Here is a 26,250-nt window from a genome sequence, read left to right as displayed (position 1 = left end):
TAGAATTGAAAGGTGGACGTTGTTTTGTTTGGACGAAAAAAAACTGTGGCGCCTGAAACTTCGCCAAGTGATCTCGATGAGACACGCATTCCTAAGCACGTTGCGATTATCATGGATGGTAATGGACGATGGGCTCAGAAGCGTCATTTGCCACGTGTGGCAGGCCACAAGGAAGGCATGAATACTGTCAAAAAGGTGACCATTGCGGCTAGCCATTTAGGTATTAAGGTGCTAACGCTGTATGCTTTTTCAACAGAAAATTGGAAACGTTCAGAGAACGAAGTTAACTATCTTATGCAACTGCCGGTCGATTTTTTTGACACTTTTGTGCCTGATTTGGTTAAAGAAAATGTGCGGGTTAATGTCATGGGATATACAGATCAGCTCCCGAAAAAAACGCAAACAGCCGTTAACAATGCGATTGCAGATACTGCTCATTGCACTGGCATGATTTTAAACTTTGCGCTTAATTACGGCGGACAGGCGGAAATCGTGACAGCTATCCAAAAAATTGCTCAACAAGTTGTTGATGGAAATCAACAAGTTGCGGACATTACTACTGACACTGTTGATCAGGCCTTAATGACTGCACCACTTGCGCCATACAATAACCCTGATTTGTTGATTCGAACTAGTGGTGAAGAACGAATTTCCAATTTTTTGCTTTGGCAAATTGCTTACAGTGAATTGGTCTTTACGGAGGGGTATTGGCCTGATTTTGATGACGCAGAATTACGCCGTTGTATTAGCCAATTCCAACAACGTGACCGTCGCTTCGGTGGCGTCAAACAACCAAAAAATAAATAAGAGTTTGTGACAGGCTAAGGTCTGTCCAGAAGTGAGGAGTTTCATATGCGTACTCGTGTCATTACCGCCGCTGTGGCGTTATTGATTTTTATTCCGGTGATTGTCTATGGTGGTTGGCTAATTCAATTAGCAGCCATTGTCCTTGGCGCTGTGGCGTTAGGCGAAGTGCTGGTTATGAAAAAGAAGTTGGTCGTGTCTGCGGAAGCGATTATTAGTTTTCTAGGGTTACTTGTGCTACTAGCCCCACAAAGTTGGTTGGCGTTTTTGCCTGATAACCTCAATCGAGAATTTTTATTCTTTATTTTCGTGATGCTGTTGCTGTTACATACTGTATTCACACGCAACCATTTTTCGTTTGATGATGCTGGTGTGTTGACACTTGCAATGTTGTACATTGGCATGGGTTTTTACTACTTTGTTGCTGCTAGAAATACTGGGTTGTCCACGCTGTTCTACATTTTGTTTGTCATCTGGACGACAGATTCTGGTGCCTATATGATTGGGCGCAAATTGGGTCGGCACAAATTGGCTCCCCAAATATCGCCTAACAAAACGTGGGAAGGTTCTATTGGCGGCACGATTGTGGCCGTTATTGTCGGCAGTGTTTGGGTTGCCTTTTTTCCACAACACTTTAGTTTGCCGATAATGGTCATTCTGACACTAATTTACAGTGTTTGTGGTCAATTAGGCGATTTAGTTGAATCGTCTCTTAAACGTTTTTATGGTGTTAAGGATTCTGGCAAAATATTGCCGGGTCATGGCGGTATTTTGGATCGCTTTGACAGTTTGTTGTTTGTGTTACCAATCCTACATTTGACGGGATTGATTTAGACACACGTATTTGGTCTAGGAATATAGCTGTTCAAACTTCGGCTTTTTCATTTTTAAAAACGGTAGCCTGCTCAAATGAAAGGATCCTATGTGAATGGTAAAAACAATTGTTGCTTTTATTATTGTTTTTGGAATTTTAGTGGTCGTGCATGAGTTTGGCCACTTTTATTTTGCCAAACGGTCAGGTATTCTTGTGCGTGAATTTTCAATCGGAATGGGTCCCAAAGTTTTTTGGACGCACAAAAACGGGACGTTGTATACGATTCGAATTTTGCCCTTAGGGGGTTATGTTCGAATGGCCGGTGCTGCCGAGGATGAGGATGACCAACTTCAACCGGGAACGCCAATCAGTGTTATGGTGGGCGATTCTGGTAAAGTCACCAGAATTAATGCTAGTGATCAAACGACGCTGTTTAATGGCATTCCTGTTATTGTGACGGAGTCTGACTTAGTAGATCAATTGGTCATAAAGGGTTACGAAAACGGTGACGAAAGTGTCGTCAAGACGTATGCAGTAGATCACGATGCAACAATCATTGAAAAGGACGGCACAGAGGTGTTGATTGCGCCACGTGATGTCCAGTTTCAGTCGGCTACGTTGTGGCACCGTATTTTAACTAACTTTGCAGGACCACTGAATAACTTTATTCTGGCGTGGTTGGTGTTTGCCATTATGGGATTCGCCATGGGTGGCGTTGCCAGTAATAGCAACGCGATTTCAGGAGTATTAACGAATACGCCGGCGAAATCGGCTGGCCTGAAATCGGGTGACCGAATCGTTAGCGTTAATGACAAACGCACTAACAGCTGGACGGCTGTGACAAGTGCTATTACTAGTGATACCCATGGCGACATTACACTTGGCATTAAGCGTGGTCAAAAGACGGTTAAACATGTCAAAATAACGCCGCAGGTAAAAACTGTTTCTGGCAGTAAAACGCGGACCGTTGGCATTAAACGTGGTATCGATACCGGCTTTTTTGCAAAGCTATTTGGTGGGTTCTGGAACACGACTGTGCTGTTGTTCGCGGCGCTCGGTCATTTGTTCACGCATTTCAGTCTTAATGACCTTGGTGGGCCTGTGGCGATTTATGCGAATACGGCCACAGCTACACAGGCTGGTTGGAGTGGTATCCTCTACTGGCTAGGTTTTTTATCATTAAATTTAGGAATCGTCAACTTGTTGCCAATTCCTGCGCTTGACGGTGGTAAACTAGTTTTAAACGTAATTGAAGCAATTCGACGTAAACCATTGTCACAGCAAACTGAAGGTGTCGTTACAATCATCGGATTTGGTTTTGTTTTGTTTCTGATGATTCTGGTCACGTGGAACGATATCATGCGCTATTTTGTTCACTGAAACGACTGACAATGGCCGTTAACTTTTGGAAGATTGAGGAGAATTAATCGATGAAACAAAGTAAAATGCTAATTCCGACGTTGAAAGAAACGCCGAGTGATGCAGAGGCCTTGAGCCATCAAATGATGTTACGGGCGGGGTACATTCGACCAGTTGTTGCTGGTGTTTATGCCTACCTGCCACTGGCTTTCCAAGTGTTAACAAACGTGGAAACAATCGTTCGCGAAGAAATGGCTAAGATTGATGCTGTTGAAATGTTGGCTCCGGCGTTACTGCCAGCGGACCTCTGGAAACAGTCAGGGCGTTATGACACATACGGTCAGACGATGTACAAGTTGAAGGATCGTCACGAACGTGATTTGATTCTTGGCCCGACGCATGAAGAAACTTTTACGAGTTTTATTCGGGATGAAGTTAAGTCGTACAAACGGTTACCATTGGTTATGTACCAAATTCAACAAAAGTATCGTGATGAGGATCGTCCTCGTTACGGACTGTTGCGGGGTCGTGAATTCCTGATGCTGGATGTTTATTCATTCCATAGCGATGCTGAGAGTTTGGACCGCGTCTTCAAACAGATGGAAGTTGCCTTTCGAAATGTCTTTAATCGTTGTGGTCTGAACTACCGTGAAATTTTGGCGGATTCCGGGGCGATGGGTGGTAAGGAGTCTCGCGAATTTAATGCAATTGCGCCAGTCGGTGAAGACACGATTGCTTACTCCGACAGTAGTGATTACGCTGCCAATTTGGAAACTGCAACCAGTCTTTATGTACCTAAAAAATCGCATGAAGAACCTCGTGAGCTAGAAAAGATTGCTACTCCTGGTGAAAAAACCATCGATGCGATTGCTAAACGACTTGATATCGACACAACTAAGACATTGAAAACAATGTTGTATATGGCTGATGGCGAACCATTAGTTGCCTTGATCCGCGGTGATCATGAAGTTAATGACACCAAGCTAAAAAATGTTGCCGATGCGACTGACTTAGAAATGGCAACCACTGAACAGGCTGAACAGTATATGGGTGCAGATTTCGGTTCTCTAGGTCCTGTAGGCGTCAGTGAAGATATTAAAATCATTGCCGACCAGGATGTTGCCGACCTTATGAACATGCCGGTTGGTGCCAATGAAAATGGCTTCCACTATTTGAATGCAAACTTGAACCGTGACTTCCGCGTTGATCAGTTTGCAGACATTCGCTTGGTTCAGGAAGGCGATGTATCTCCTGATGGCGAAGGCGTCTTGAAGTTTAACCGTGGTATTGAAATTGGTCATGTGTTTAAATTAGGAACCCGCTATTCTGAGTCGCTTGGTGCTCAAGTCCTTGATGAAAATGGTCGTCAAAAAGACGTAATCATGGGTTCTTACGGGATTGGTGTGAGTCGTTTGCTGTCTGCGATTGCTGAACAGACGGCTGATGAAAATGGTCTTGCATGGCCTAAAGCCATTTCGCCGTTTGACATTCATTTGATTCCCGTTAACATCAAAAACGATGAACAACGTGAATTGACTGATGAACTTGAAACATCCTTAACTGATGCCGGTTACAAGGTGTTGGTTGATGACAGAACAGAACGTGCAGGGGTCAAATTTGCTGATTCAGATTTGATTGGTTTGCCATTGCGCGTTACCGTCGGGAAAAAGGCCGCAGACGGTATTGTAGAAATCAAACTGCGCAAGACTGGTGAGACAGTTGAAGTTCGCAAAGAAGAGTTGACTGAAACAGTGGCTATTCTGTTCAAAGGCATTGATTAACAATATCGATTGAAATTAAAATGTTATGGATAACAAGTCGAACCTTTAGGGTATTTTCCCATCAGGGTTCGACTTGTGTGCACTGTACTGAAAAACGATTATTTTATAATTGGCTACTTAAGAACATTCATGTGGGGAGGCCGCATTTTCGTGGCGTTAAATCAACACGAGCTTTTTATTAAATTACTAGACCAACTAAATCTTGAGTCACAGGCAACCGACGCAAATTTTGTGAACGCGCAGATTACCGATATGGTCGTTCATGAACAGAGCAGGACCTGGAGTTTTGGCTTTCATTTTGATCACATCTTGCCGTTCGAAACGTTTATGAACTTTTCACAGCGATTAACCCAAGCGTTTGATGAGATCGCAACGGTAAACTTTCACATTGCTTCAAATGATACACATGCTGAAATTGAAACGATTGCGCGCTACTGGACCTGGGCAGTCAGTCACAGCGGATTGAACGAGCAGTTTGCACGACAGTTGTGTGAAGGAACAGCACCAACTATGGATGGCGAACGAGTGATTATTACGGCGCCCAATCAAGTTGTTTCAGATTTTCTTAGCGGTGACACATTGACCGCTTTAGTTGCCACGTATCAGCGATTAGGTTTCCCCGAATTGTCATTTGCAACGACGGTTGATGAAGCGGCATCAGCGCAACAGCTTGCTGATTTTCAGGCAGCCAAGGAAAAACGAGACGAAGAAATGGTCACCAAAGCTGCTGCCGTCATCGCCAAAAATAAGGCCGAACATTCATCTGCGCCAACCGTCAACGGTCCTGTTAGTATGGGGCGGAAAATTAAAGATGACGAACCAGTTCGTCGAATGGATGAAATTACTGAGGAAGAACGCAGTGTGACCGTTGAGGGTTACGTGTTCGCCAAAGAAATTAGAGTACTTCGGTCAGGCCGACAGTTGCTGACGATAAAAATTACGGATTACACCTCTTCATTCATCGTGAAGAAATTTTCACGGAATGAAGATGACGAAGCTAATTTTGCGGCCATTCCTGAAAAAGCGTGGGTTAAAGTTCGTGGCTCTGTGCAGGAAGATAACTTCTCGCGGGACTTAGCCATTATTGCCAATGATTTGCAGGTGTTTTCTCATACAGAACGAGAAGACACTGCGCCAGAAGATGGTAAGCGGGTGGAATTGCACCTCCATACTCAGATGAGCACGATGGATGCTACGAATAACATTGCTGATTTTGTCAGCCGGGCAGCAAAATGGGGTCACAAGGCGATTGCAATCACAGACCATGCTGGTGTCCAAGGTTTCCCAGCAGCGTTTAAAGCTGCTGAAAAGGCTGGCATTAAAATGCTGTATGGTGTTGAGGTCAACTTGGTCGACGATGGTGAGCCAATTGGGATCAATGACGCTCATGAGGTGCTAAAAGGTCACGAATACGTGGTGTTTGACGTTGAAACGACTGGTCTTTCAGCCATTTACGATAAAGTTATCGAGCTTTCTGCCGTTAAAATGCAGGATGGTAACGTCATTGATCAGTTCGAGGAATTTATTGACCCTGGTTTTCACTTGTCTGATACGACCACTAACTTAACGAGTATTACGGATGATATGGTGGCAGGGTCTAAGACTGAAGAAGAAGTCTTTAAAATGTTCCGTGATTGGTATGGCGACGATATTTTGGTCGGTCATAACGTGACATTTGATGTCGGTTTTATGAACACTGGTTATGTGCGTCATGATATGCCAGAAATCGATAATCCGATTATTGATACTTTAACGCTGGCACGGTTTTTATACCCGACGTTAAAGGGTTACCGTCTGAATACACTAGCCAAAAAATTCAATGTTTCATTGGAACATCATCACCGTGCCATCTTTGATGCTGAGTCAACGGGTCATTTAGCCATGATTTTCTTGAAAGATGCAGAAGAACGCTATGGCATTGTTTATCATGATCAGTTGAATGAACACATGAGTGACAACGATGCGTACAAACATGCGCGACCATTTCACGCAACCGTGATTGCTAAGACGCAGGCCGGTCTGAAAAACTTATTTGAACTTGTCTCACTGTCGAATGTGAAATACTTCTACCGGGTACCCCGTGTACCGCGGAGTGAACTAAACCGTTTACGCGAGGGACTTATCGTCGGCTCAGCGTGTTCCTCTGGTGAAGTATTCGAAGCGGCCATGCAAAAGGGAAAAGCAGAAGCACTCAAGCGAGCAAAATATTACGATTATTTGGAAGTTCAACCTAAACCGGTTTACAAACCCTTAATTGAGGGTGAGTTAATTCACGACAATGCAAAACTTGAGGCAATCATTAAATCCTTAGTTGAAATCGCTCATGAATTGGATAAACCGATTGCGGCGACAGGGGATGTTCATTACTTGGATCCCCACGATGCTATTTATCGAAAAATCCTTATTAGTTCGCAGGGTGGTGCTAATCCGCTTAATCGTCATTCATTACCGGATGTTCATTTCCGTTCCACTGATGAAATGCTGTCAGAATTCAGTTTCTTAGGGGACGATTTGGCTCAGGAATTGGTTGTTACCAATCCGAATAAAATTGTTGACATGGTCGAAGATGTGCACCCGCTGAAAGATAAACTGTACACGCCAAGAATGGCAGGTGCTGAGGATGAAATCCGTGAACGGACAATGGACACGGCTCATGAACTATACGGTGATCCATTGCCAGATATCGTGCAAAAGCGTGTTGACCGTGAATTGAAATCGATTATTGGAAACGGGTTCTCTGTTATTTATTTGATTGCACAACGGTTAGTGCATAAATCTAACAAGGATGGGTACTTGGTTGGTTCTCGTGGGTCGGTGGGCTCTTCCGTTGTAGCGACGTTTGCCGGCATTACGGAAGTGAATCCACTGGCGCCCCATTATCTTTGTCCTAACCCAGAATGTAAGTACAGCGAGTTCTTTACGCATGGTGAATACAGTTCGGGCTATGATTTACCGGATAAGAACTGTCCTAAGTGTGGCACGTTGCTTAAGAAAAACGGACAGAACATTCCGTTTGAAACATTCCTTGGATTTAAAGGAAACAAGGTTCCTGATATTGATTTGAACTTCTCCGGAGATTATCAGCCCATTGCGCATAACTATACTAAAGTCATGTTCGGTGAGGATAATGTATATCGCGCGGGGACGATTGGAACGGTTGCCGATAAGACCGCTTATGGTTACGTTAAGGCTTATGAACGTGATCACGACGTTACTTTCCGCCAGGCTGAAATTGACCGTTTGTCCAGCGGCGCCACGGGTGTCAAACGAACGACGGGTCAACATCCAGCCGGAATTATCATCGTTCCGGACTACATGGATATTTACGATTTCACGCCAATCCAGTATCCTGCCGATGACCAAGACGCTGCTTGGCAGACAACTCACTTCGATTTCCATTCAATTCATGACAATATTTTGAAAATGGATATTCTTGGACATGATGATCCAACGATGATCCGGACATTACAGGATTTATCAGGAATCGATCCAAAGACGATTCCTACGGATGATCCCGGTGTGATGGGATTGTTCTCTGGTACAGATGTGCTAGGTGTTACAGAAGAACAAATCTTCAGTAAGACAGGGACACTGGGAATTCCTGAATTCGGAACCCGGTTTGTTCGAGGAATGCTTGAGGAAACACATCCGAAGAACTATTCCGAATTATTACAAATTTCAGGGCTGTCACACGGAACCGACGTTTGGTTGGGTAATGCGGAAGAGTTGATTAAAGACGGCACGGCGACGATTGCCAACGTGATTGGTTGTCGTGATAACATCATGACCGACTTGATTAACTACGGGTTGGATTCCGAAATGTCGTTTCAGATCATGGAATCTGTGCGTCACGGTCGCGGGATTCCTGATGAATGGCAAGCAGCTATGCGCGAATCGAATGTGCCACAGTGGTACATTGATTCCTGTCTAAAGATCAAGTACATGTTCCCAAGAGCACATGCCTCTGCCTATATTTTGATGGCGTTACGAGTGGCTTACTTTAAGGTTTACTTCCCAATGTTGTATTACGCTGCTTACTTCTCTGTTCGTGCTGATGATTTTGATCTAGTTGCCATGTCGCGTGGTAAAAATGCGGTTAAGGCATCAATGAAAACGATCATGGACAAGGGAAACGATGCATCAACTAAGGAAAAGAGTCTGTTAACGGTGCTTGAACTAGCTAACGAAATGATGGAGCGTGGCTTTAAGTTCAAAATGATTGATGTTGAACGTTCGGATGCACAGAGTTGGTTGATTGACGGAGACTCATTGATTGCTCCGTTTAATGCTGTTCCCGGCTTGGGCGATAACGTTGCTAAACAGATTGTTGCAGCTCGTGAGGAAAAGCCGTTCCTGTCCAAAGAAGATCTAAGCAAACGGGGCAAAGTTTCTGCTACGATTATTGATTTTCTGACTGAGAACCATGTGTTAGATGATTTACCTGACGAAAATCAGTTGAGCCTATTTTAAAGCCTTGTTTAGACTTGATTAAAACAGTCAATTTATATTTAGCATAATATGAACTGAACGTGGCTGTGATACTCGTTTATTTTGCCCAAACGATGCTGATGTCGCCGTGTGCCAAAAGATCGAAAAACTGTATGCAAAGCAAATACGCCTTATTCCCGAACTTGAGGAATAGGGCGTATTTAAGATTAGACATATCCAAAGCTTCAGCTTGTTTTCCGACTTGGTTTTAATTCATATTTTTAGTTCACTAATACTTATTGTGAGTTGGTTGTCAGCAATTTGCTCTGGTTAAGAGTGGCCTTGTTTTCAAAACGTTCCGCTTCGTTGAACTTTACATTATGGTCGTTATACCAGCGCCTGACAGCATCTGTTTGGTCAGCAAAAAGGGGTGGCAAAGACAATTGTTGCCCCATAGTAGATGCTGGTTCTTCCAATGCAAAACCAGGTGTAACAGTTGCCAATTCGATTCGGTTATCGGAGGGGTCACGAACATAAATACTTTGAAACCAGCCGCGGTCACGATAAAGTTCAATATCCAAACCAAGTGATTGTGCCCGTCTGTAATAATGAAACAGTGTTGCCTGATCAGGAACTTGTAATGCAATGTGATCAACACTGCCGCGGCCCATTCGTGAGCGGTGATTTGAATCAGGTGCTGAGGTCAGAGTGATTGATGCACCGCTAGATGGGAGGGGAATATGATGATTAAAGTCGTTGAGCCCCAACCAATCCTGATAGAAGGTGACCGTTTCCGAATAATTAATATAGTCAATATTGGTTCCAAGTAGACCAACTATTTGATTCTCCACGGGAACATCATTTGGCACATGCTGGTGATCCGTTAATTGACGATCCACTTCGACGAAGGTTAACAAAACACCATCTGGGTCTGTGACTGTTAGTCCGCTAGTAATAAGCTGTGGATGAAAGTTGGGCGCCTTAAGCCGTTTTTGCCAATAGGTCGTCGTATTACGAGGAATGCCGATCCGAATACCTGTTAGTCCGTGGTTTGCTTCCTGACGTTGGCCTAAATGGTCTAAAACAAAAAAGGTGATGACACTGCCGGGATCGCCTAAATTATTACCGTAATAAAGGTGTCGGATGTGAACGGCTTCTTGATTAACGGAATTTTTAACGAGTCTGAGACCAAGTACTTGAATGTAAAATTGTGCATTAGCGGAAGCATTACCGGTCAGCAATGAAATATGATGTGGTGAAAAAAGCATGATACCCCTCCTCAATATCAGTTGGACTTAATCATATTTTATACCGAACATGCTCAAAATGCTTGAATTGGTGCCGTTGGTTGTGTTTTTGGCGCTGGGATGCTATACTATGACTTGTAATTTAAGACTCTTAATCTAAGAGTGAGCCATTCGTGGCTCGCTCTTTTTTCAGGGCTAAATGAGGAGGTGGAAAACTTGAGCAGTGTGACAGAAACGGTTACCCAGATGGTTCAGCCCATCGTTGACGAACATCATTTTCAGCTTGTGGATGTTGAATTTGTCAAGGAAGGTAAAAGCTGGTATTTGCGCGTCTACGTGGACAAACAAGGCGGCATTACCATTGATGACTGTGTCATCGTGAATGATGCTCTGAGTGCGGAGCTTGATGCCGCTGACCCAGATCCCATTCCCCAAGCTTACTATTTAGAAGTTTCCTCGCCAGGCGCGGAACGGCCACTAAAAAAGGAGGCCGATTTCGAAAGCGCAGTTAACCAGTATATTCACATTTCACTGTATCAACCGATTGACAAAGTGAAGGTATTTGAAGGTACTCTGGCTGAACTTACGCCGGAAACATTAACGTTGAATTATAAAGTCAAAGGGGTTGCTAAAACAGTGACGATTGAACGTAAAGCCATTGCAAGTGCCCGTTTGGCGATTGATTTTAGTGGTATTTAAAACACAACTGACACAGTGATCGTGCCTAAAGTCGCGAATCGCTATCCTGACGGTTTATGTAAGGAGTACTAGGAAATGAGTAAAGAATTGGTTGGGGCGCTAGACGCTCTTGAACAAGAAAAAGGGATCAAAAAGCAAGTGGTTATCGAAGCGTTGGAAGCAGCGTTAGTTTCTGCTTACAAACGGAATTATAATCAAGCTGCTAACGTTGATGTTGAATTCAACGAACGCAAAGGAGATATCAAGGTCTACGCAGTTAAAACTGTGGTTGAGGATGTCGAAAACGACCAGTTGCAAGTAAGTTTGCAAGATGCTGTAGCCATCAATCGGGCCTATGAAATTGGCGACGAAATCAAGTTTGAAGTAACACCAAAAAACTTTGGCCGAATTGCTGCTCAGACTGCTAAGCAAGTTATCATGCAACGAGTTCGTGAAGCTGAACGTGGTTTGGTTTACGATGAATACAGTCAGTACATGGATGAAGTCGTTACTGGTGAAGTTGAACGCCAGGACACACGTTACTTGTACGTCACGTTAGGCAGTGGTTCTAATACGGTTGAAGCCGTTATGGCTAGTTCAGATCAGATGCCAAACGAGACATACAAGATGCACGATAAGATCAAGGTTTATGTTTCGCGGGTTGAAAATAACCCTAAAGGGCCACAAGTGTTCGTTAGCCGGACGCATCCAGAGTTACTAAAACGCCTATTTGAAGAAGAAGTGCCAGAAATTTATGATGGTACTGTTGAAATTGTTTCGATCGCCCGTGAGGCTGGTGATCGTGCTAAGATTGCCGTAAAGTCTAACGATCCTAACTTGGACCCTGTTGGTACCTGTGTTGGTCCTAGTGGTCAGCGTGTCCAATCTATTGTTAATGAATTATCCGGTGAAAACATGGATATCGTTGAATGGGTGGATGACGAAGCACAATACGTTGCTAACTCACTGAACCCAGCTGAAGTAGTTGACGTTGTGTTCGATTCTGAAAACGAACGGGCTTGCACGGTGGTTGTTCCAGATTATCAATTGTCATTAGCAATTGGTAAGCGTGGTCAAAATGCCCGCTTGGCTGCTAAGCTGACCGGTTTCAAGATTGATATTAAGTCAGAAACTGAAGCTGCCAACTTGTTTGAAGATGCGGATGATCAGGAGTATGTTGAAGCTGGGTCAGACGTTGAGGTCGACAAGCCCGATTTTGAAAAGGGCGAAGACGACGATCAGTCCGAAAAGTAGACTGGCACTAGTTTTTAACCTTAAGGGGGAATTGTGATGCATCAGCGTAAAGTACCCATGCGTAAAGACATTGTCAGTGGCGACATGTTTCCGAAAAAAGACTTGATTCGTGTGGTCAAGAATAAGGAAAATGAAGTCACAATCGATCCAACGGGTAAGCAAAATGGTCGTGGCGCCTATGTGACCATTGATACAGCGACGGCTAAAAAGGCACAACATGAGCATAGCTTGGACAAGGCGTTTGGGATGAAAGTTGACGACGCTTTCTATGAAGAGTTAATTGCTTATGTCGATCACCAGCAAGCCCGGCGCGAGCTGTTTGGGGACAATCACAAATGACCCCAGAGCAGCAGTTATTAAACCTTCTTGGCCTGGCACAACGGGCGGGCCAGTTGGTTACAGGTGAACCCATGGTATTAGCAGCGATTAAAGCAGGCAATATTCGTTTTCTGTGGGTTGCAAATGACATGGGCGCAAGTTCAAAAAAGAAGTTAACTGATAAAGCAAGCTTTTACCATGTGCCGGTCAGTACTGCATTTAATGTTGCGGAACTGAGTCAGGCTACAGGACGACAACGTTCAGCATTAGGCGTCAGCAACGCTGGCTTTGCCAAAAAAATGCAAACGTTATTGGATAAAATGAAATGAGGAGAGTGAAAGGATGGCCAATAAGCGAATCTATGAACTCGCGAAGGAACTTAATGTTTCCAGCAAGGAGCTCCTAACGAAGGCAAGCGCCAAGGGGATGAGTTTTAATAATCACATGGCGACCATTAGTGATGCTCAAGAAAAGACGTTACGTGGGATTATTAAACCGACTGTTCAAGCGAAGGCTGCCAATGCAGCGGCAAACGAAAAGTCTGGTGATGCCGCACCTAAACGCAAAGTTGTTCACCATTTGATCAACAATAATAAGAAATCAAACCGTCGCCATACTAATTTTGGCCGAAACGGGGCCAACCTACACGGCGAAGGGCGGATCATGAATTTGAGCAATCCACGGACGAATAATCGTCAAACAAAACGTCAGCAAGAACAGCAGTCAACGGCACCACGCTCTCAAGCTGCTGCTTCACAGACTGCAACAAGTACTGCAGCTAAAACGACATCACAAGCTGTTCAGTCTACCGCAACTTCAGTGACTGCATCGTCAGCTGCTAAGTCAACGATGCCTCGTTCACAGGCAACGGCTAAGACAACCGCTACAAGTCATGCACCGCATTCTACTGCCAGTCACACGACGAGTCGATCAACTCAGTCGCGGCCAGCTGGAAGAAACACTGATCAGCGTAACGGCGGTAACAATAACTCACGCAATAACAATCACACAACGGCTAACCGTAATAGCACCAACAGTTCGCATTCAAATGGCCGTAGTGGAGGCTATAACGGTAACAGTAGCAACAACCGTAATAACAATACTAATAACGGTAGTCGTGATAATAACCGTAGTTATGGCTCACGTAACAACAATGGCTCTAACAATTCTGGTAACTCAAACAACCGGAACAGTACCAACTCGCGCAACACGAGTTCGCGTACTTCGAACCGACCAACTGCTAATGCCGGTGCATCGTCATCCAATAACAACAGCAATGGCAGTGGTCGTAATAACCGTTTCAGTAACAGTAACAACGGTAACCGTTTTGGCAATAACAACCGTCGTGGCGGCCGTGGTCAACAACAATATGGACAGAAGCACCAAAAACGTAATAAACGTAATCAACGAATTAAGCAGACTTCCCAAGCACAGCCAGCACCAACTCGTAAGGAACGTCCATTACCAGATGTATTGATGTATGACGTTGGCATGAACGCTCAGGACTTGAGTAAAATCTTGCACCGTGAGACTGCGGAAATTGTTAAGAAATTATTTATGCTGGGTGTCATGGTTAACCAAAACCAAAGTTTGGATAAGGATACTATTGAAATTTTGGCAGCAGATTACGGTATCGAAGCTCAAGAAAAGCCTAAGGAAGATATTGCTGATATCGACAAATTCTTCGAAGAGCAATCGACGACTGATCCAACTAAGTTAGTACCACGTCCACCAGTTGTAACAATCATGGGTCACGTTGACCACGGTAAAACAACACTGTTGGATCAACTGCGTAATTCTCACATTACGGCTGGTGAAGCCGGTGGGATCACTCAGAAGATCGGTGCTTATCAAGTTGAATTAAAGGGTCGTAAGATTACCTTTATCGATACACCCGGGCACGCGGCCTTTACTGCTATGCGTGCGCGTGGTGCGGACATTACTGATATTACGATTTTGGTTGTTGCTGCTGATGATGGTGTTATGCCTCAAACCATTGAAGCTATTCACCATGCGCAAGCTGCTAAGACGCCAATTATCGTAGCCGTTAACAAGATTGATAAGCCAGGTGCCAACCCGAACCATGTTATTGAACAGTTGTCTGCTTACAACTTGATTCCTGAAGACTGGGGTGGCGATACCATCTTTGTCGAAATTTCAGCCAAGTACGATAAAAACCTGGATGAATTATTGGACATGATTCTTTTGCAAGCTGACTTGATGGAACTCAAGGCAGATCCAGAACAGCGTGCTCTTGGTTCAGTTATTGAAGCGCGTTTGGACAAGGGTCGTGGCCCTGTTGCCACTGTCTTGGTTCAAGAAGGCACCCTTGAAGTCGGTGATCCAATTGTTATTGGGAACACTTACGGACGGATTCGGACCATGAACAATGATCGTGGTCGGACCGTTAAAGAAGCTACACCTGCAACACCAGTGGAAATCACTGGGATGAACGATGTACCAGAAGCCGGCGACAAGTTTGTTGTCTTTGAAGATGAAAAATCTGCTCGGGCAGCTGGTGAGGAACGTGCTAAACGTGCCTTAGTTGAAGAACGCTCACATGCTAACCACGTGACGTTGGACAATCTGTTCGACACCATGAAGGAAGGCGAAATGAAGGAAGTTGACGTTATCATCAAGGCCGATGTTCAAGGTTCTGTTGAAGCATTAGCAACTTCATTCCAGAAGATTCAGGTTGATGGTGTTCGGGTTAACATTATTCATCAGGCCGTTGGTGCCATTAATGAAAGTGATGTTACTCTAGCCGAAGCTTCAAATGCAATCATTGTTGGCTTTAACGTTCGTCCGACTGCTCAAGCCAAGTCGCAAGCTGATAGCGATGGTGTGGACATTCGTTTGCACAACGTTATCTACAATGCTATCGATGAAATTGAATCAGCCATGAAGGGTATGCTTGAACCTGTCTACAAAGAAGAGGTTACCGGTCAGGTTGAGGTTCGTGAACTTTACAAAGTTTCTAAAGTCGGAACTGTTGTCGGTGGTATGGTTACGGAAGGCTACATCAGCAGCGATGCCGGTGTTCGTTTGATCCGTGATGGCGTTGTCGTTTACGAAGGTAAGTTAGGCTCTCTACAACGGTTCAAGGATCAGGTTAAGCAGGTTAAAGCTGGTTTTGATCTTGGTCTAACCATTGCTGGTTATAACGACATCAAGGTTGGCGACGTTATCGAAGCCTTCGTGATGAAGGAAGTTCCCGTCGAATAATCTCGATAGTTTAGTAAATTCAAGTAACGTTAGGAGTGAAAGACGATGCCAAATAAGCATTATCGTGTGGGTCGCCTGGAACAGGAGATTCAACGTGAAGTTGCTGATATTTTGCTTAAACGGGTTCGTGATCCTCGTGTAGCCGGTGTCACTATTACCGGTGTTGAGGTAACGGGCGACTTGCAAGAGGCAACATTGTATTACAGTATCTTGTCCGACAAGGCAAGTGATAACGAAAAGGCTGCAGCTGGATTGAGCAAGGCTAGTGGTTTGATTCGTAGCGAACTTGGCAGTCGGCTAAGCATTTACAAGACACCTGAAATCACGTTTGAGCAAGATAAATCCGTTCAGTATGGTAATCATATTGATGAATTAATTAATAAATTACACCAACAAGAACGTGACTAATCATTAAAGCGACTGCCAAGACTGGCAGTCGCTTTTTAGTTTTTGCTAGGTTATAATTGTGACCGTTATTAATTCAAATTGATGGACCGCTGTAGGCTGGTGCATCCTTAAAAGATGAAGTGAGGTTCTGCTGCCATGGAAGGCATTTTGCCGATTAATAAGCCGCGTGGAATGACGAGTCATGACGTGGTTTTTAAACTGAGAAAAATATTGCACACAAAAAAGATTGGCCATTCAGGAACGTTAGATCCCAATGTTGATGGTGTGTTGCCTATCTGTGTGGGACCGGCTACGAAGGTCGTGCCGTATTTAATGGCGTCAGGGAAAGTTTACCGTGGCACAGTAACGTTGGGGTTTGCCACGGAAACCGAAGATTTAGACGGGGCAGAGATTGCTCGAAAACCGTTGCCGCAGCCATTTACTGATGCTCAAATTTTGCACGCTATGATGGGACTGATTGGTGACATTGATCAAATTCCACCGATGTATTCAGCAGTCAAAGTTAATGGGCGCAAGTTATACGAGTACGCTCGGGCTGGGGAAACAGTTGAACGTCCATTGCGTCACATTCATGTTGATCGTTTCGAACAAACGGGACCAACGAGTTTCGACAAAGAAAACGGAACTCAAGTGATTCCGTTTGAAATTGGCTGTGGTAAGGGGACTTATGTTCGAACGCTTTCCGTTCAATTGGGTGAAGCATTGGGTGTCCCCGCCGTTATGAGCGATTTGACACGTTTGAAAAGTGGTGGCTTTGATCTGTCACAAACAGTCACTTTAGAACAGGTTGCCGACGCAATGACTACCGGCACTATTAATCAGTATTTATTGCCAATTGATGTTGCGCTGGCTCATTATCCCGTGACAGAGCTAACGTTAGCTGAATGGCAGATTGTTACAAATGGCGGTTTTTTGTCGCCCTCTGTATTAGTTGATCAAAAGGTCACTGCCCTTAAGTTCCAGAATCATATTAAGGCGCTTTACCAATTGTCAACTGACGGTAAAGTAGCCAAGCCACTGAAAATGTTTTCGAATCATCTGTAATGAATGTAAATTAAAATTTTTGATATTGAAGGTGCGAAACATTGCAAGTTATTTATTTACGACATCCATACCGACCAGAACAAATTCCTGATGGACCGGTTGTTTTAGCAATGGGATTTTTCGATGGTGTGCATATTGGTCATCAAACGGTAATTGAGCGGGCACGTAAATTGGCCAATGAACGAGGTGTCAAGCTTGCGGTGCTGACATACACGCATCATCCTTCAATTGTCTACAAGACATCCGTTGACTCCTTTCGCTATTTATCGACGTTTGACCGTAAATTAGAATTATTAGATCAGCTCGGCGTTGATATTGTGTATGGCATTAGTTTTACCTCCCAGTTATCGGCGGTTGCTCCACAGAAATTTGTTGACGATTACATGGTTGGTTTGCATGCGGTGGCCGTGGTTGCCGGATTTGATCACACGTATGGCAAAAAGGCAATTGCTGGTATGGCACAATTGCCGACTTATGCTAAAGGGCGTTTTGATGTGGTCGAGGTCAAACAAGTGGCAATTGACCAGGCCAAGGATAGTTCGACGCGAATTCGTGAGTTAATTGATGATGGCCAACTGGCACAAGCCAACGAGTTGTTGGGTTACACCTACCAAACTACTGGAATTATTGTTCATGGTGAGGCGCGTGGACGCACATTAGGCTATCCAACGGCTAATGTTGATCCGACAGCGAGTGAACGGGTTCCAGGAATTGGAATTTACGCTGTGTGGCTCCAAATCGGGCAGCAATGGTATCCGGGCATGGCTTCAATAGGTCGCAACGAAACGTTTGGTGAACATCGGCCTATCACTATCGAGATTAATCTACTTGATTTTAATCAGGAAGTTTACGGTGAAGAGGTTAAGGTCGCTTGGGGTGCGTATCTGCGTGGTCAAGTTAAGTTTGACGGTGCGGATGCTTTGGTGCATCAACTAGACCAGGATGCTGCAGACACTCGCGCCTTCATGACGAAACACCGACAAGGACCCGTTGAACGTTTATCGATGAAACAGTAACTTTTTAATGAAAGAACGGTTTTTCCCCACATTTAGGAAAGAGCCGTTCTTTTGTTGCCATTTTGAGGTTTTTTCGATGGTTAATTGCGTTGAAAAAAATAATTAACAAAAGATGTTTGAAGTCGCCAAAATTGTTTGACTTTGTTTGACCAAGTTGTTATATTAGTAACTGTTCTTAGCACTCAAATAGCGTAAGTGCTAAAAGGGGTGATTAAGACGCTAACAGAACGACAAAAAGTGATTTTGCAGGCGATCGTGCGTGAGTATACGGAAACCGGTGCGGCAGTTGGGTCTAAGGCCCTTGCAGCGCGCTTACCGATTCACGTTAGCTCTGCAACAATTCGCAATGAAATGGCATCGTTGGAAGAACAGGGTTATGTTCAAAAAGAGCATACGTCTTCGGGACGGATTCCGTCGCTGGCAGGTTACCGTTATTATGTTGACCATCTTGTTAATAATGATGCGGTGGCACATGCCGATATTCAGTTAATCCAAAATGAATTGAGCGGTTCTTTTAATAAGATTGATGAAATCATTGAAGAGTCGGCCAATTTATTATCGGAATTGACGTCATATACTGCTTTCACACTTAAGCCTGAACAGGCAGATGCGCGACTAAGTGGTTTTCGGTTAGTGCCTTTAGGCAATCGACAGGTGATGGCAATTTTGGTAATGGACAGCGGTGAAGTTGCTAATCAAACGTTCACGATTCCACGCTCAATGTCCAGCGATCAGCTGGAAACAGTGGTTCGTCTGATTAATGATCAGTTAGTTGGTTTGCCAATTACTGAAATTGTGGACAAACTGCGTGTGGAAATTCCTGCAAAAGTTGGTCAATATATGCAAACCCCGGAAGGTTTTTTACAAATCTTCGGTCGTGTATTAGATCAAGCAGCTACGGAACGTTTCTTCGTTGGCGGCCGCTTAAACTTGCTGAACTTTTCCGTTAACCACAACCCGCAGGACTTAAAATCGCTGTATCAATTGTTTGATACGTCAGATGATATCGCCAGTGTTTTAAGTCCACCGGACAATAAAGTACAGGTGAAGATTGGTAATGAGATTACCAATGATTTACTTAAGCATTATAGTTTGGTTACAGGAACTTACGATGTGGGTTCCCACGGAAGAGGTATGATTGCCGTGTTAGGTCCAACACGGATGCCATATTCGCGAATGATTGGTTTAGTTGGTGCATTCCGACAAGAACTGGCCGCTAAGCTTTTGGATTATTATCGAAACCTGGATGACTAAGGCTTTTACCAGTTACCAGTGGTTTGACTATAAAATTAAATGGAGGTGGCAGTTTGTCAAACAAAAAAGAAGCCCAATCATCAGCAGCAAAAGATGATCAACAGGCTAAGGCAAACGCAGCTAAGGCGAAGGATCCAACGGCTAAGGACATTAAGAAAAAGGTTCAGCAGCCAACGGAAAATGATACCGTCGATCAATCTGCTGAAATTGATAAGCTGAATGATAAATTAGCGGAGAAGGACGATCAATTACTTCGAGCACAGGCAGAAATTGCCAACATTCAACAGCGGCAAAAGAAAGAAACCGCCCAGTTGATGAAGTACGATGGTCAACAATTGGCACACGACGTGGTTCCCGAGCTGGATAACCTTGAGCGTGCCTTGAATACTGACGTTCAGGATGAAGCTGCAAAACAGTTGAAACACGGTGTTGAAATGGTGTATAACCACCTTCAAAATGCTTTGAAGGAAAATAACGTGACGGAGATTGAAGCACTCAACAAACCGTTTGATCCAACGTTGCACCAAGCAGTCCAGACCACACCGGTTGGCCCCGATCAGAAACCGGATACTGTTGTGGCAGTGCTTCAAAAGGGCTACATGCTTAAAGATCGCGTTTTACGTCCAGCAATGGTCGTTGTCGCGCAGTAAGCAATTAGATTAAATAATAAGGAAGTTTATAAAAATGGCTAAAATTATTGGAATTGACTTAGGTACTACGAACTCAGCGGTTGCTGTTCTTGAAGGCAGTCAACCAAAGATTATCGCTAATCCAGAAGGTAATCGGACAACGCCTTCCGTTGTCTCATTCAAGAATGGTGAGACACAGGTTGGTGAAGTTGCCAAACGACAAGCAATCACTAACCCTAACACCGTTCGTTCAATCAAGCGTCACATGGGTGAGGCAGGTTACACGGTTGATATTGAAGGTAAGAAATATACTCCTCAAGAAATTTCAGCAATGATTTTACAATATATCAAGGGGTTTGCTGAAGATTACCTTGGTGAAAAGGTTGAACAAGCAGTTATTACTGTTCCTGCTTACTTCAACGATGCACAACGTCAAGCAACAAAAGATGCTGGTAAAATTGCCGGTTTAAACGTTGAACGAATCATTAACGAACCAACGGCTTCAGCACTTGCTTATGGTTTGGACAAAAAAGACAAAGATGAAAAAATCTTAGTTTACGACCTTGGTGGTGGGACATTTGATGTTTCTATCCTTGAATTAGGTGACGGTGTCTTTGATGTTCTGTCAACCAATGGTGACACGCATCTTGGTGGTGATGACTTTGACCAGAAGATCATTGACTGGTTAGTTGATGGCTTTAAGAAGACCAACGGTGTGGACTTATCTAAAGACACCATGGCTATGCAACGGTTGAAGGATGCTGCTGAAAAGGCCAAGAAGGATCTGTCAGGTGTTAATGAAGCACAAATTAGTTTGCCATTTATTTCCAGTGGTGATAACGGCCCATTACATTTGGAAGAAACCTTGTCACGTGCACAATTTAACCAAATGACGGCTGACTTAATCGAACGGACTAAAACACCCGTTCAAAATGCTTTGCGCGATGCTGACTTATCAATGGACGACATTGACGAAGTTATCTTAAACGGTGGTTCTACTCGGATTCCAGCTGTTCAAGAGGCTGTTAAGGACATGGCAGGTAAGGAACCTAACCATTCTATCAACCCTGATGAAGCCGTTGCTCTTGGTGCCGCTGTTCAAGGTGGTGTTATCACTGGTGATGTGAAGGATGTTGTTTTGCTTGACGTTACGCCATTGTCACTTGGTATCGAAACCATGGGTGGTGTCTTCACGAAGTTGATTGATCGTAACACAACGATTCCAACGTCTAAGAGTCAAACATTCTCAACTGCTGCTGATAACCAACCAGCCGTTGATATTCACGTGCTCCAAGGTGAACGGCCAATGGCAGCTGATAACAAGACATTGGGTAACTTCCAATTAAGTGATATTCCAGCTGCACCTCGTGGTGTGCCACAAATTCAAGTCACGTTCGACATTGATAAGAACGGGATCGTTAACGTTTCCGCTAAGGATATGGGAACGAACAAGGAACAAAAGATTACCATTAAGAGTAACTCCGGTTTGTCTGACGATGAAATCGAACGGATGAAGAAGGAAGCCGAAGAAAACGCTGATGCCGATAAGAAACGCAAGGAAGACGCTGACCTTAAGAACGAAGTCGATCAATTATTGTTCCAAGTTGACAAGACTTTGGAAGAACTCAAGGGTAAGGTTTCTGATGACGAAGTTAAGAAGGCAACCGATGCACGTGATGCATTGAAGAAGGCCCAATCTGATAACAACGTTGAAGAAATGAAGACCAAGAAGGATGAATTGAACAAGATCGTTCAAGACCTTACGGTTAAGTTGTATCAACAAAACGCTAGTTCCGGACAAGCTGCCGATGGTTCTGCGGCTGGTCAGGATGGCAGTCAAGCAGGTTCTGCTGACGGCGATGGCAAGACAGTTGACGGCGACTTTAAAGAGGTTAACCCTGACGACAAGAAGTAGTTTCTCGCATAAGAAATAGCGATACAAGAGTCAAAGGCGCATGCGCATCTTTGACTCTTTGTGTATGTGAGGACCATTTCTGTGGTAAACTTACGCAATACTAAACAAAAGGCAGAAGCTCATAGTATCGGTACTAGGTTATCGAGATGACAAGCTTTAATTGGGGGTTCACACATGTCTCAAGGAAGAGACCCGTATGACGTGCTCGGCGTGGGCCGGGATGCGTCTCAGGATGAGATTAAAAAGGCGTTTCGCAAACTTTCCAAAAAGTACCATCCGGACTTGAATAAGGCCCCAGATGCTGAGGAAAAGTTTAAGGAAGTTGCTGATGCTTACGAAAAGATTGGCGATCCGCAAAAGCGCCAACAATATGACCAATATGGTGATGCTGGGCAGCAGTTCGGCGGTGGCCAAGGTGGTTTCGGAGGTCAGGGCTTTGGCGGCTTTAGTGGTGGTCAAAGCTTTGGCGGTTTTGACGATATCTTTAGTCAAATGTTTGGGGGCGGTGGTGCATCTCGCCGCAATCCAAGCGCACCGCAACCTGGTCAGGACTTACAGTACTCGATGAGCTTGAAGTTCGAAGAAGCCATTTTCGGTAAAAAAACAACAATTAAATATGACCGTGAAGAAGTTTGCCACACTTGTGGCGGTAATGGAGCTAAACCCGGTACTTCTCCGGTAACGTGTCATAAATGTGGTGGTACTGGGTACGTTGAAACAGTCCGGAACACACCACTTGGTCAGATGCGTTCACAACAAGTTTGTGACGTTTGTGGCGGAACTGGTAAAGAAATCAAAGAAAAGTGCCCAACTTGTCATGGTACAGGTCACAACACTGAAAATCACGAAATCGAAGTCACTGTTCCTGCAGGTGTCGACGATGGTCAACAAATGCGGTTACAAGGTCAAGGTGAGGCTGGAACGAATGGCGGTCCTTACGGAGACCTGTACATTGTCTTCACGGTTCAACCAAGCAAAGACTTTCAGCGTGATGGTGCCGACATTTACTTCAGTCAACCACTGACGTTTGCTCAAGCCGCGTTAGGTGACGAAATTGAAGTAAAAACAGTGCATGGTAACGTTAACTTGAAGATTCCAGCTGGCACTCAGACTGGTACTAATTTCAGGTTGCGCGGTAAGGGTGCACCTCATTTGCGTGGTAATGGTAATGGTGATGAACGGGTTACAGTAACTGTTCAAACGCCTAAGGGTCTTAATAAGGCTCAAAAGGATGCGCTTAAGGCTTTTGCTAAAGCTAGCGGCGAGGATGTCCCAACTGGTCATGGCGGTCTATTCGGCCGACGTTAACAAGCAGTTGAACGAAATGAATGATAAAGGCGTATTCTGCGGTAAAATGACTGCGGGATACGTCTTTATCTTTATACTGGCGAGTTTAAGCTTTGTCGATTATTTGAATGCTAGTGGAGACTTTAGGCGATCATTTGTTTGATATAAATTGTCGCAGGGCAAGATCATTGGTATAATAAGTGTTTAGAATTCAACGTTATCAAAAGGTAATGTGTAACAATACCGAAGGTTAGCTTCGTGAGTTGCAGGGAGGAAATGTGCATGGATCTAACGGAAATGCAGGAACGACAGCGACATATTCGAAATTTTTCGATTGTTGCCCATATCGATCACGGTAAATCAACCTTGGCTGATCGCATTCTAGAATTGACCGATACTGTGTCCAAACGGGAAATGCAGAATCAAGTGCTAGATGACATGCCGCTGGAGCGTGAACGTGGGATTACAATCAAGTTAAACGCAGTGGAGTTACACTATCACGCGAAGGACGGGGAAACCTATATCTTTCACTTAATTGATACGCCTGGACACGTGGATTTTTCTTATGAAGTCTCACGCTCATTAGCGGCGTGTGAAGGGGCTTTATTGGTGGTAGATGCTGCTCAGGGTGTAGAAGCACAGACATTAGCGAATACGTATTTAGCGTTAGATAATGATCTAGAGATTCTGCCAGTTATTAACAAGATTGACTTGCCATCGGCTCAGCCAGAAGTTGTTCGTGAGGAAATTGAAGAAGATATTGGGATTGATGCATCTAATGCTGTTTTAGCAAGTGCCAAGAGTGGGATTGGGATAACTGATATTCTTGAGCAAATCGTGCACCAGGTACCGGCGCCAACTGGTGATTTGGACAAACCATTAAAAGCGTTGATTTTTGATTCAATCTATGATGATTATCGTGGGGTTGTTTTGAGCCTCCGAATTATGGAGGGAACGGTTAAGCCCGGTGACCACATTCGTTTGATGAATTCGGGAACAGAGTATGAAGTGACCGAAGTCGGCGTTAACTCGCCGAAGCCAATCAAACGTGACGTGTTGATGGCGGGGGATGTTGGCTATATCACTGCATCCATTAAGGACATTGCGGATACACGAGTGGGTGATACGGTGACGGATGCTGTTAATCCGACCGAAAAGGCCTTACCAGGTTATCGTAAGATGAATCCAATGGTCTACGCAGGATTATATCCAACCGATAATGGTAAGTACAACGACTTGCGTGACGCTTTGGAGAAGTTACAGCTTAACGATGCAGCATTAGTTTTTGAACCGGAGAAGTCACAGGCATTGGGCTCAGGTTTTCGTTGTGGATTCCTAGGAATGCTGCATATGGACGTGGTTCAGGAACGGTTAGAACGTGAGTTTGATTTGGACTTAATTACGACGGCACCGTCTGTTACGTATCATGTTGATATGACTGATGGTTCTCAAGTCATTGTGGAAAATCCTTCTGAAATGCCTGACCCATCTAACATTAAAACAATCAATGAGCCTTACGTTAAGGCAACCATCATGGTGCCAAATGATTACGTTGGTGCGGTGATGGAATTATGTCAGCGAAAACGCGGTGACTTTGATACGATGGCATATCTTGATGATCACCGGGTAAACGTGATATACTACATGCCATTATCTGAAATCATCTTTGACTTTTTTGACCGTCTTAAAAGTAGCACCCGTGGTTATGCATCCTTAGATTATGAGTTGGATGAATACCGACCAGGCGATCTTGTTAAGATTGATATCTTACTGAACGGGGATAAAGTTGATGCGCTGAGTTTTATTGTTGCACGCGAATTTGCAGCCAATCGTGGTCGGACCATTGTTGGTCGTTTAAAAACAATCATTCCTCGTCAGAACTTTGAAATCCCAGTCCAAGCGGCCATTGGTGCCAAAGTAGTGGCCCGGTCTGACATCAAGGCTTATCGGAAAGATGTAACGGCTCACTTATATGGTGGTGACCGTACGCGGCGGATGAAGTTACTCGAGAAGCAAAAAGTCGGTAAAAAACGGATGAAAGCCGTCGGAATCGTTGATGTGCCACAAGAAGCATTTATGGCTGTTCTTCAGACTGACGAAGAAGAAAGTCATAAAACAAAATAATTGTTCATTTGACATTGACTATTGGTGAATTAATGAGCAAAATAAGAAAGACAAATTGGAGGTGAGCGTGTGTTAGCACGGACCAAAACGTTTTTGAAAGCAAGTCAGTTTAAATATGAGAAGACGTATATTCGGCCGATGATGGTGCCACAACACGTGTACGTTCTCCGCTTTGGTAAGAAGAAGCTCAATAACCGTTTGATTGCTAAGTACAGTCATAGTTGGACTGGGCGGTTAAAGATTGACGAGATTGATCTTCGTCTTCACGGACAGCATAATCCGCGGGTATTCCAAGATGAAAATGAGTTATTGAAATACTTGGCCAGCCACATTTTGACAGATGATGGGCGGGAACGGTATGCAAAAGTTCGGAAAGCGGCCGAGCGGGAACACGTTGGTGAATAAACTGGTGTGGGTGCCTTCGGTGTTTTAAGCCACTGATAATAACTGATTAATATCTCTTTGTGTCGATTAGTAGACTAATTCGGCGCAGAGAGATTTTTTTATTCTACGGACGAAGATCGGCCTGTTATGTCCACTAGTTGCGCTGGCCTAGTAGGCTATTAATCTAGTGGTTTCAACAGTTGGTTATAGAAATGATAAACTGTTGGTACAAGCTCAGTGATGGTATTTTCAGTTATTTTTTGGGACAATAGAGTTTAGAA

Annotated in this window: 20 protein-coding genes; 19 read left to right on the top strand and 1 reads right to left on the bottom strand. The window is 44.2% G+C overall.

From position 1 onward, the window contains the following. Positions 1 to 111: 111 nt before the first annotated feature. The 5 genes from LROSL1_RS07325 (at position 112) to LROSL1_RS07305 (ending at position 9,228) form a co-directional block, all read left to right on the top strand. Positions 112 to 807: an isoprenyl transferase gene (locus tag LROSL1_RS07325; RefSeq protein ID WP_236402217.1), complete on the top strand. Its 696-nt coding sequence runs from the start codon at positions 112 to 114 to the stop codon at positions 805 to 807. 45 nt (positions 808 to 852) lie between these two features. Beyond that, entirely contained in the window at positions 853 to 1,638 is a 786-nt protein-coding gene (locus tag LROSL1_RS07320) for a phosphatidate cytidylyltransferase (protein ID WP_178914208.1), read from the top strand. Between the two features lie 94 nt (positions 1,639 to 1,732). Continuing rightward, entirely contained in the window at positions 1,733 to 2,998 is a 1,266-nt protein-coding gene (gene rseP / locus LROSL1_RS07315; protein ID WP_178914207.1) for an RIP metalloprotease RseP, read from the top strand. Between the two features lie 50 nt (positions 2,999 to 3,048). Then, positions 3,049 to 4,758: a proline--tRNA ligase gene (locus LROSL1_RS07310; RefSeq protein WP_017261984.1), complete on the top strand. Its 1,710-nt coding sequence runs from the start codon at positions 3,049 to 3,051 to the stop codon at positions 4,756 to 4,758. 150 nt (positions 4,759 to 4,908) lie between these two features. Continuing rightward, positions 4,909 to 9,228 (top strand): PolC-type DNA polymerase III, encoded by a 4,320-nt coding sequence (locus LROSL1_RS07305; protein ID WP_178914206.1) that lies wholly within the window; start codon positions 4,909 to 4,911, stop codon positions 9,226 to 9,228. A gap of 254 nt (positions 9,229 to 9,482) precedes the next feature. Here the strand turns inward: LROSL1_RS07305 and LROSL1_RS07300 are convergent, their stop codons facing one another. After that, positions 9,483 to 10,454, bottom strand: a complete 972-nt coding sequence (locus tag LROSL1_RS07300; protein WP_178914205.1) for a VOC family protein — start codon at positions 10,452 to 10,454, stop codon at positions 9,483 to 9,485. Between the two features lie 195 nt (positions 10,455 to 10,649). Between LROSL1_RS07300 and rimP the strand changes: the two genes are divergently transcribed. The 14 genes from rimP (at position 10,650) to LROSL1_RS07230 (ending at position 25,990) form a co-directional block, all read left to right on the top strand. Further along, on the top strand, positions 10,650 to 11,132 hold the full coding sequence (gene rimP, locus LROSL1_RS07295) for a ribosome maturation factor RimP (protein ID WP_017261981.1): 483 nt from the start codon (positions 10,650 to 10,652) through the stop codon (positions 11,130 to 11,132). 75 nt (positions 11,133 to 11,207) lie between these two features. Next, positions 11,208 to 12,365, top strand: a complete 1,158-nt coding sequence (gene nusA, locus LROSL1_RS07290; protein WP_178914204.1) for a transcription termination factor NusA — start codon at positions 11,208 to 11,210, stop codon at positions 12,363 to 12,365. A gap of 36 nt (positions 12,366 to 12,401) precedes the next feature. Next, a complete protein-coding gene (gene rnpM, locus LROSL1_RS07285; protein ID WP_017261979.1) occupies positions 12,402 to 12,704 on the top strand; it encodes an RNase P modulator RnpM in 303 nt (100 codons plus the stop codon). Then, a complete protein-coding gene (locus tag LROSL1_RS07280; RefSeq protein WP_017261978.1) occupies positions 12,701 to 13,012 on the top strand; it encodes a YlxQ-related RNA-binding protein in 312 nt (103 codons plus the stop codon). Before rnpM ends, LROSL1_RS07280 begins: the two co-directional genes overlap by 4 nt. A 13-nt stretch (positions 13,013 to 13,025) precedes the next feature. Next, a complete protein-coding gene (gene infB / locus LROSL1_RS07275; RefSeq protein ID WP_178914203.1) occupies positions 13,026 to 15,908 on the top strand; it encodes a translation initiation factor IF-2 in 2,883 nt (960 codons plus the stop codon). Positions 15,909 to 15,953: 45 nt separating this feature from the next. After that, positions 15,954 to 16,316 carry a 30S ribosome-binding factor RbfA gene (rbfA, locus tag LROSL1_RS07270; protein WP_017261976.1) on the top strand — a complete coding sequence of 121 codons (363 nt, stop codon included), beginning with the start codon at positions 15,954 to 15,956 and terminating at the stop codon, positions 16,314 to 16,316. A 135-nt stretch (positions 16,317 to 16,451) separates the two neighbouring features. Further along, positions 16,452 to 17,360, top strand: a complete 909-nt coding sequence (gene truB, locus LROSL1_RS07265; RefSeq protein ID WP_178914202.1) for a tRNA pseudouridine(55) synthase TruB — start codon at positions 16,452 to 16,454, stop codon at positions 17,358 to 17,360. Positions 17,361 to 17,401: 41 nt separating this feature from the next. Next, positions 17,402 to 18,376 (top strand): riboflavin biosynthesis protein RibF, encoded by a 975-nt coding sequence (gene ribF / locus LROSL1_RS07260; protein ID WP_178914201.1) that lies wholly within the window; start codon positions 17,402 to 17,404, stop codon positions 18,374 to 18,376. A gap of 210 nt (positions 18,377 to 18,586) precedes the next feature. Then, the gene (hrcA, locus tag LROSL1_RS07255) at positions 18,587 to 19,630 is read left to right on the top strand and encodes a heat-inducible transcriptional repressor HrcA (RefSeq protein WP_026017153.1); all 1,044 of its coding nucleotides are present in this window, start codon (positions 18,587 to 18,589) and stop codon (positions 19,628 to 19,630) included. A 53-nt stretch (positions 19,631 to 19,683) separates the two neighbouring features. Then, the gene (gene grpE, locus LROSL1_RS07250) at positions 19,684 to 20,280 is read left to right on the top strand and encodes a nucleotide exchange factor GrpE (protein WP_017261972.1); all 597 of its coding nucleotides are present in this window, start codon (positions 19,684 to 19,686) and stop codon (positions 20,278 to 20,280) included. A 28-nt stretch (positions 20,281 to 20,308) separates the two neighbouring features. After that, the gene (gene dnaK, locus LROSL1_RS07245; protein ID WP_152323444.1) at positions 20,309 to 22,174 is read left to right on the top strand and encodes a molecular chaperone DnaK; all 1,866 of its coding nucleotides are present in this window, start codon (positions 20,309 to 20,311) and stop codon (positions 22,172 to 22,174) included. A 174-nt stretch (positions 22,175 to 22,348) separates the two neighbouring features. Next, complete coding sequence (dnaJ, locus tag LROSL1_RS07240; RefSeq protein WP_017261970.1) at positions 22,349 to 23,482, top strand: molecular chaperone DnaJ; 1,134 nt, start codon at positions 22,349 to 22,351, stop codon at positions 23,480 to 23,482. Positions 23,483 to 23,743: 261 nt separating this feature from the next. Further along, positions 23,744 to 25,585, top strand: coding sequence for a translation elongation factor 4 (gene lepA / locus LROSL1_RS07235; RefSeq protein WP_017261969.1), 1,842 nt, complete (start codon positions 23,744 to 23,746; stop codon positions 25,583 to 25,585). A gap of 69 nt (positions 25,586 to 25,654) precedes the next feature. Then, on the top strand, positions 25,655 to 25,990 hold the full coding sequence (locus LROSL1_RS07230) for a hypothetical protein (RefSeq protein WP_017261968.1): 336 nt from the start codon (positions 25,655 to 25,657) through the stop codon (positions 25,988 to 25,990). The last annotated feature ends 260 nt before the right edge of the window (positions 25,991 to 26,250 follow it).

Origin of the sequence: Furfurilactobacillus rossiae (genome assembly GCF_013394005.1) — a bacterium.
In the GTDB taxonomy this organism is placed as follows: Bacteria; Bacillota; Bacilli; order Lactobacillales; family Lactobacillaceae; genus Furfurilactobacillus; species Furfurilactobacillus rossiae.
This window is presented reverse-complemented; position numbering and strand designations above follow the sequence as displayed.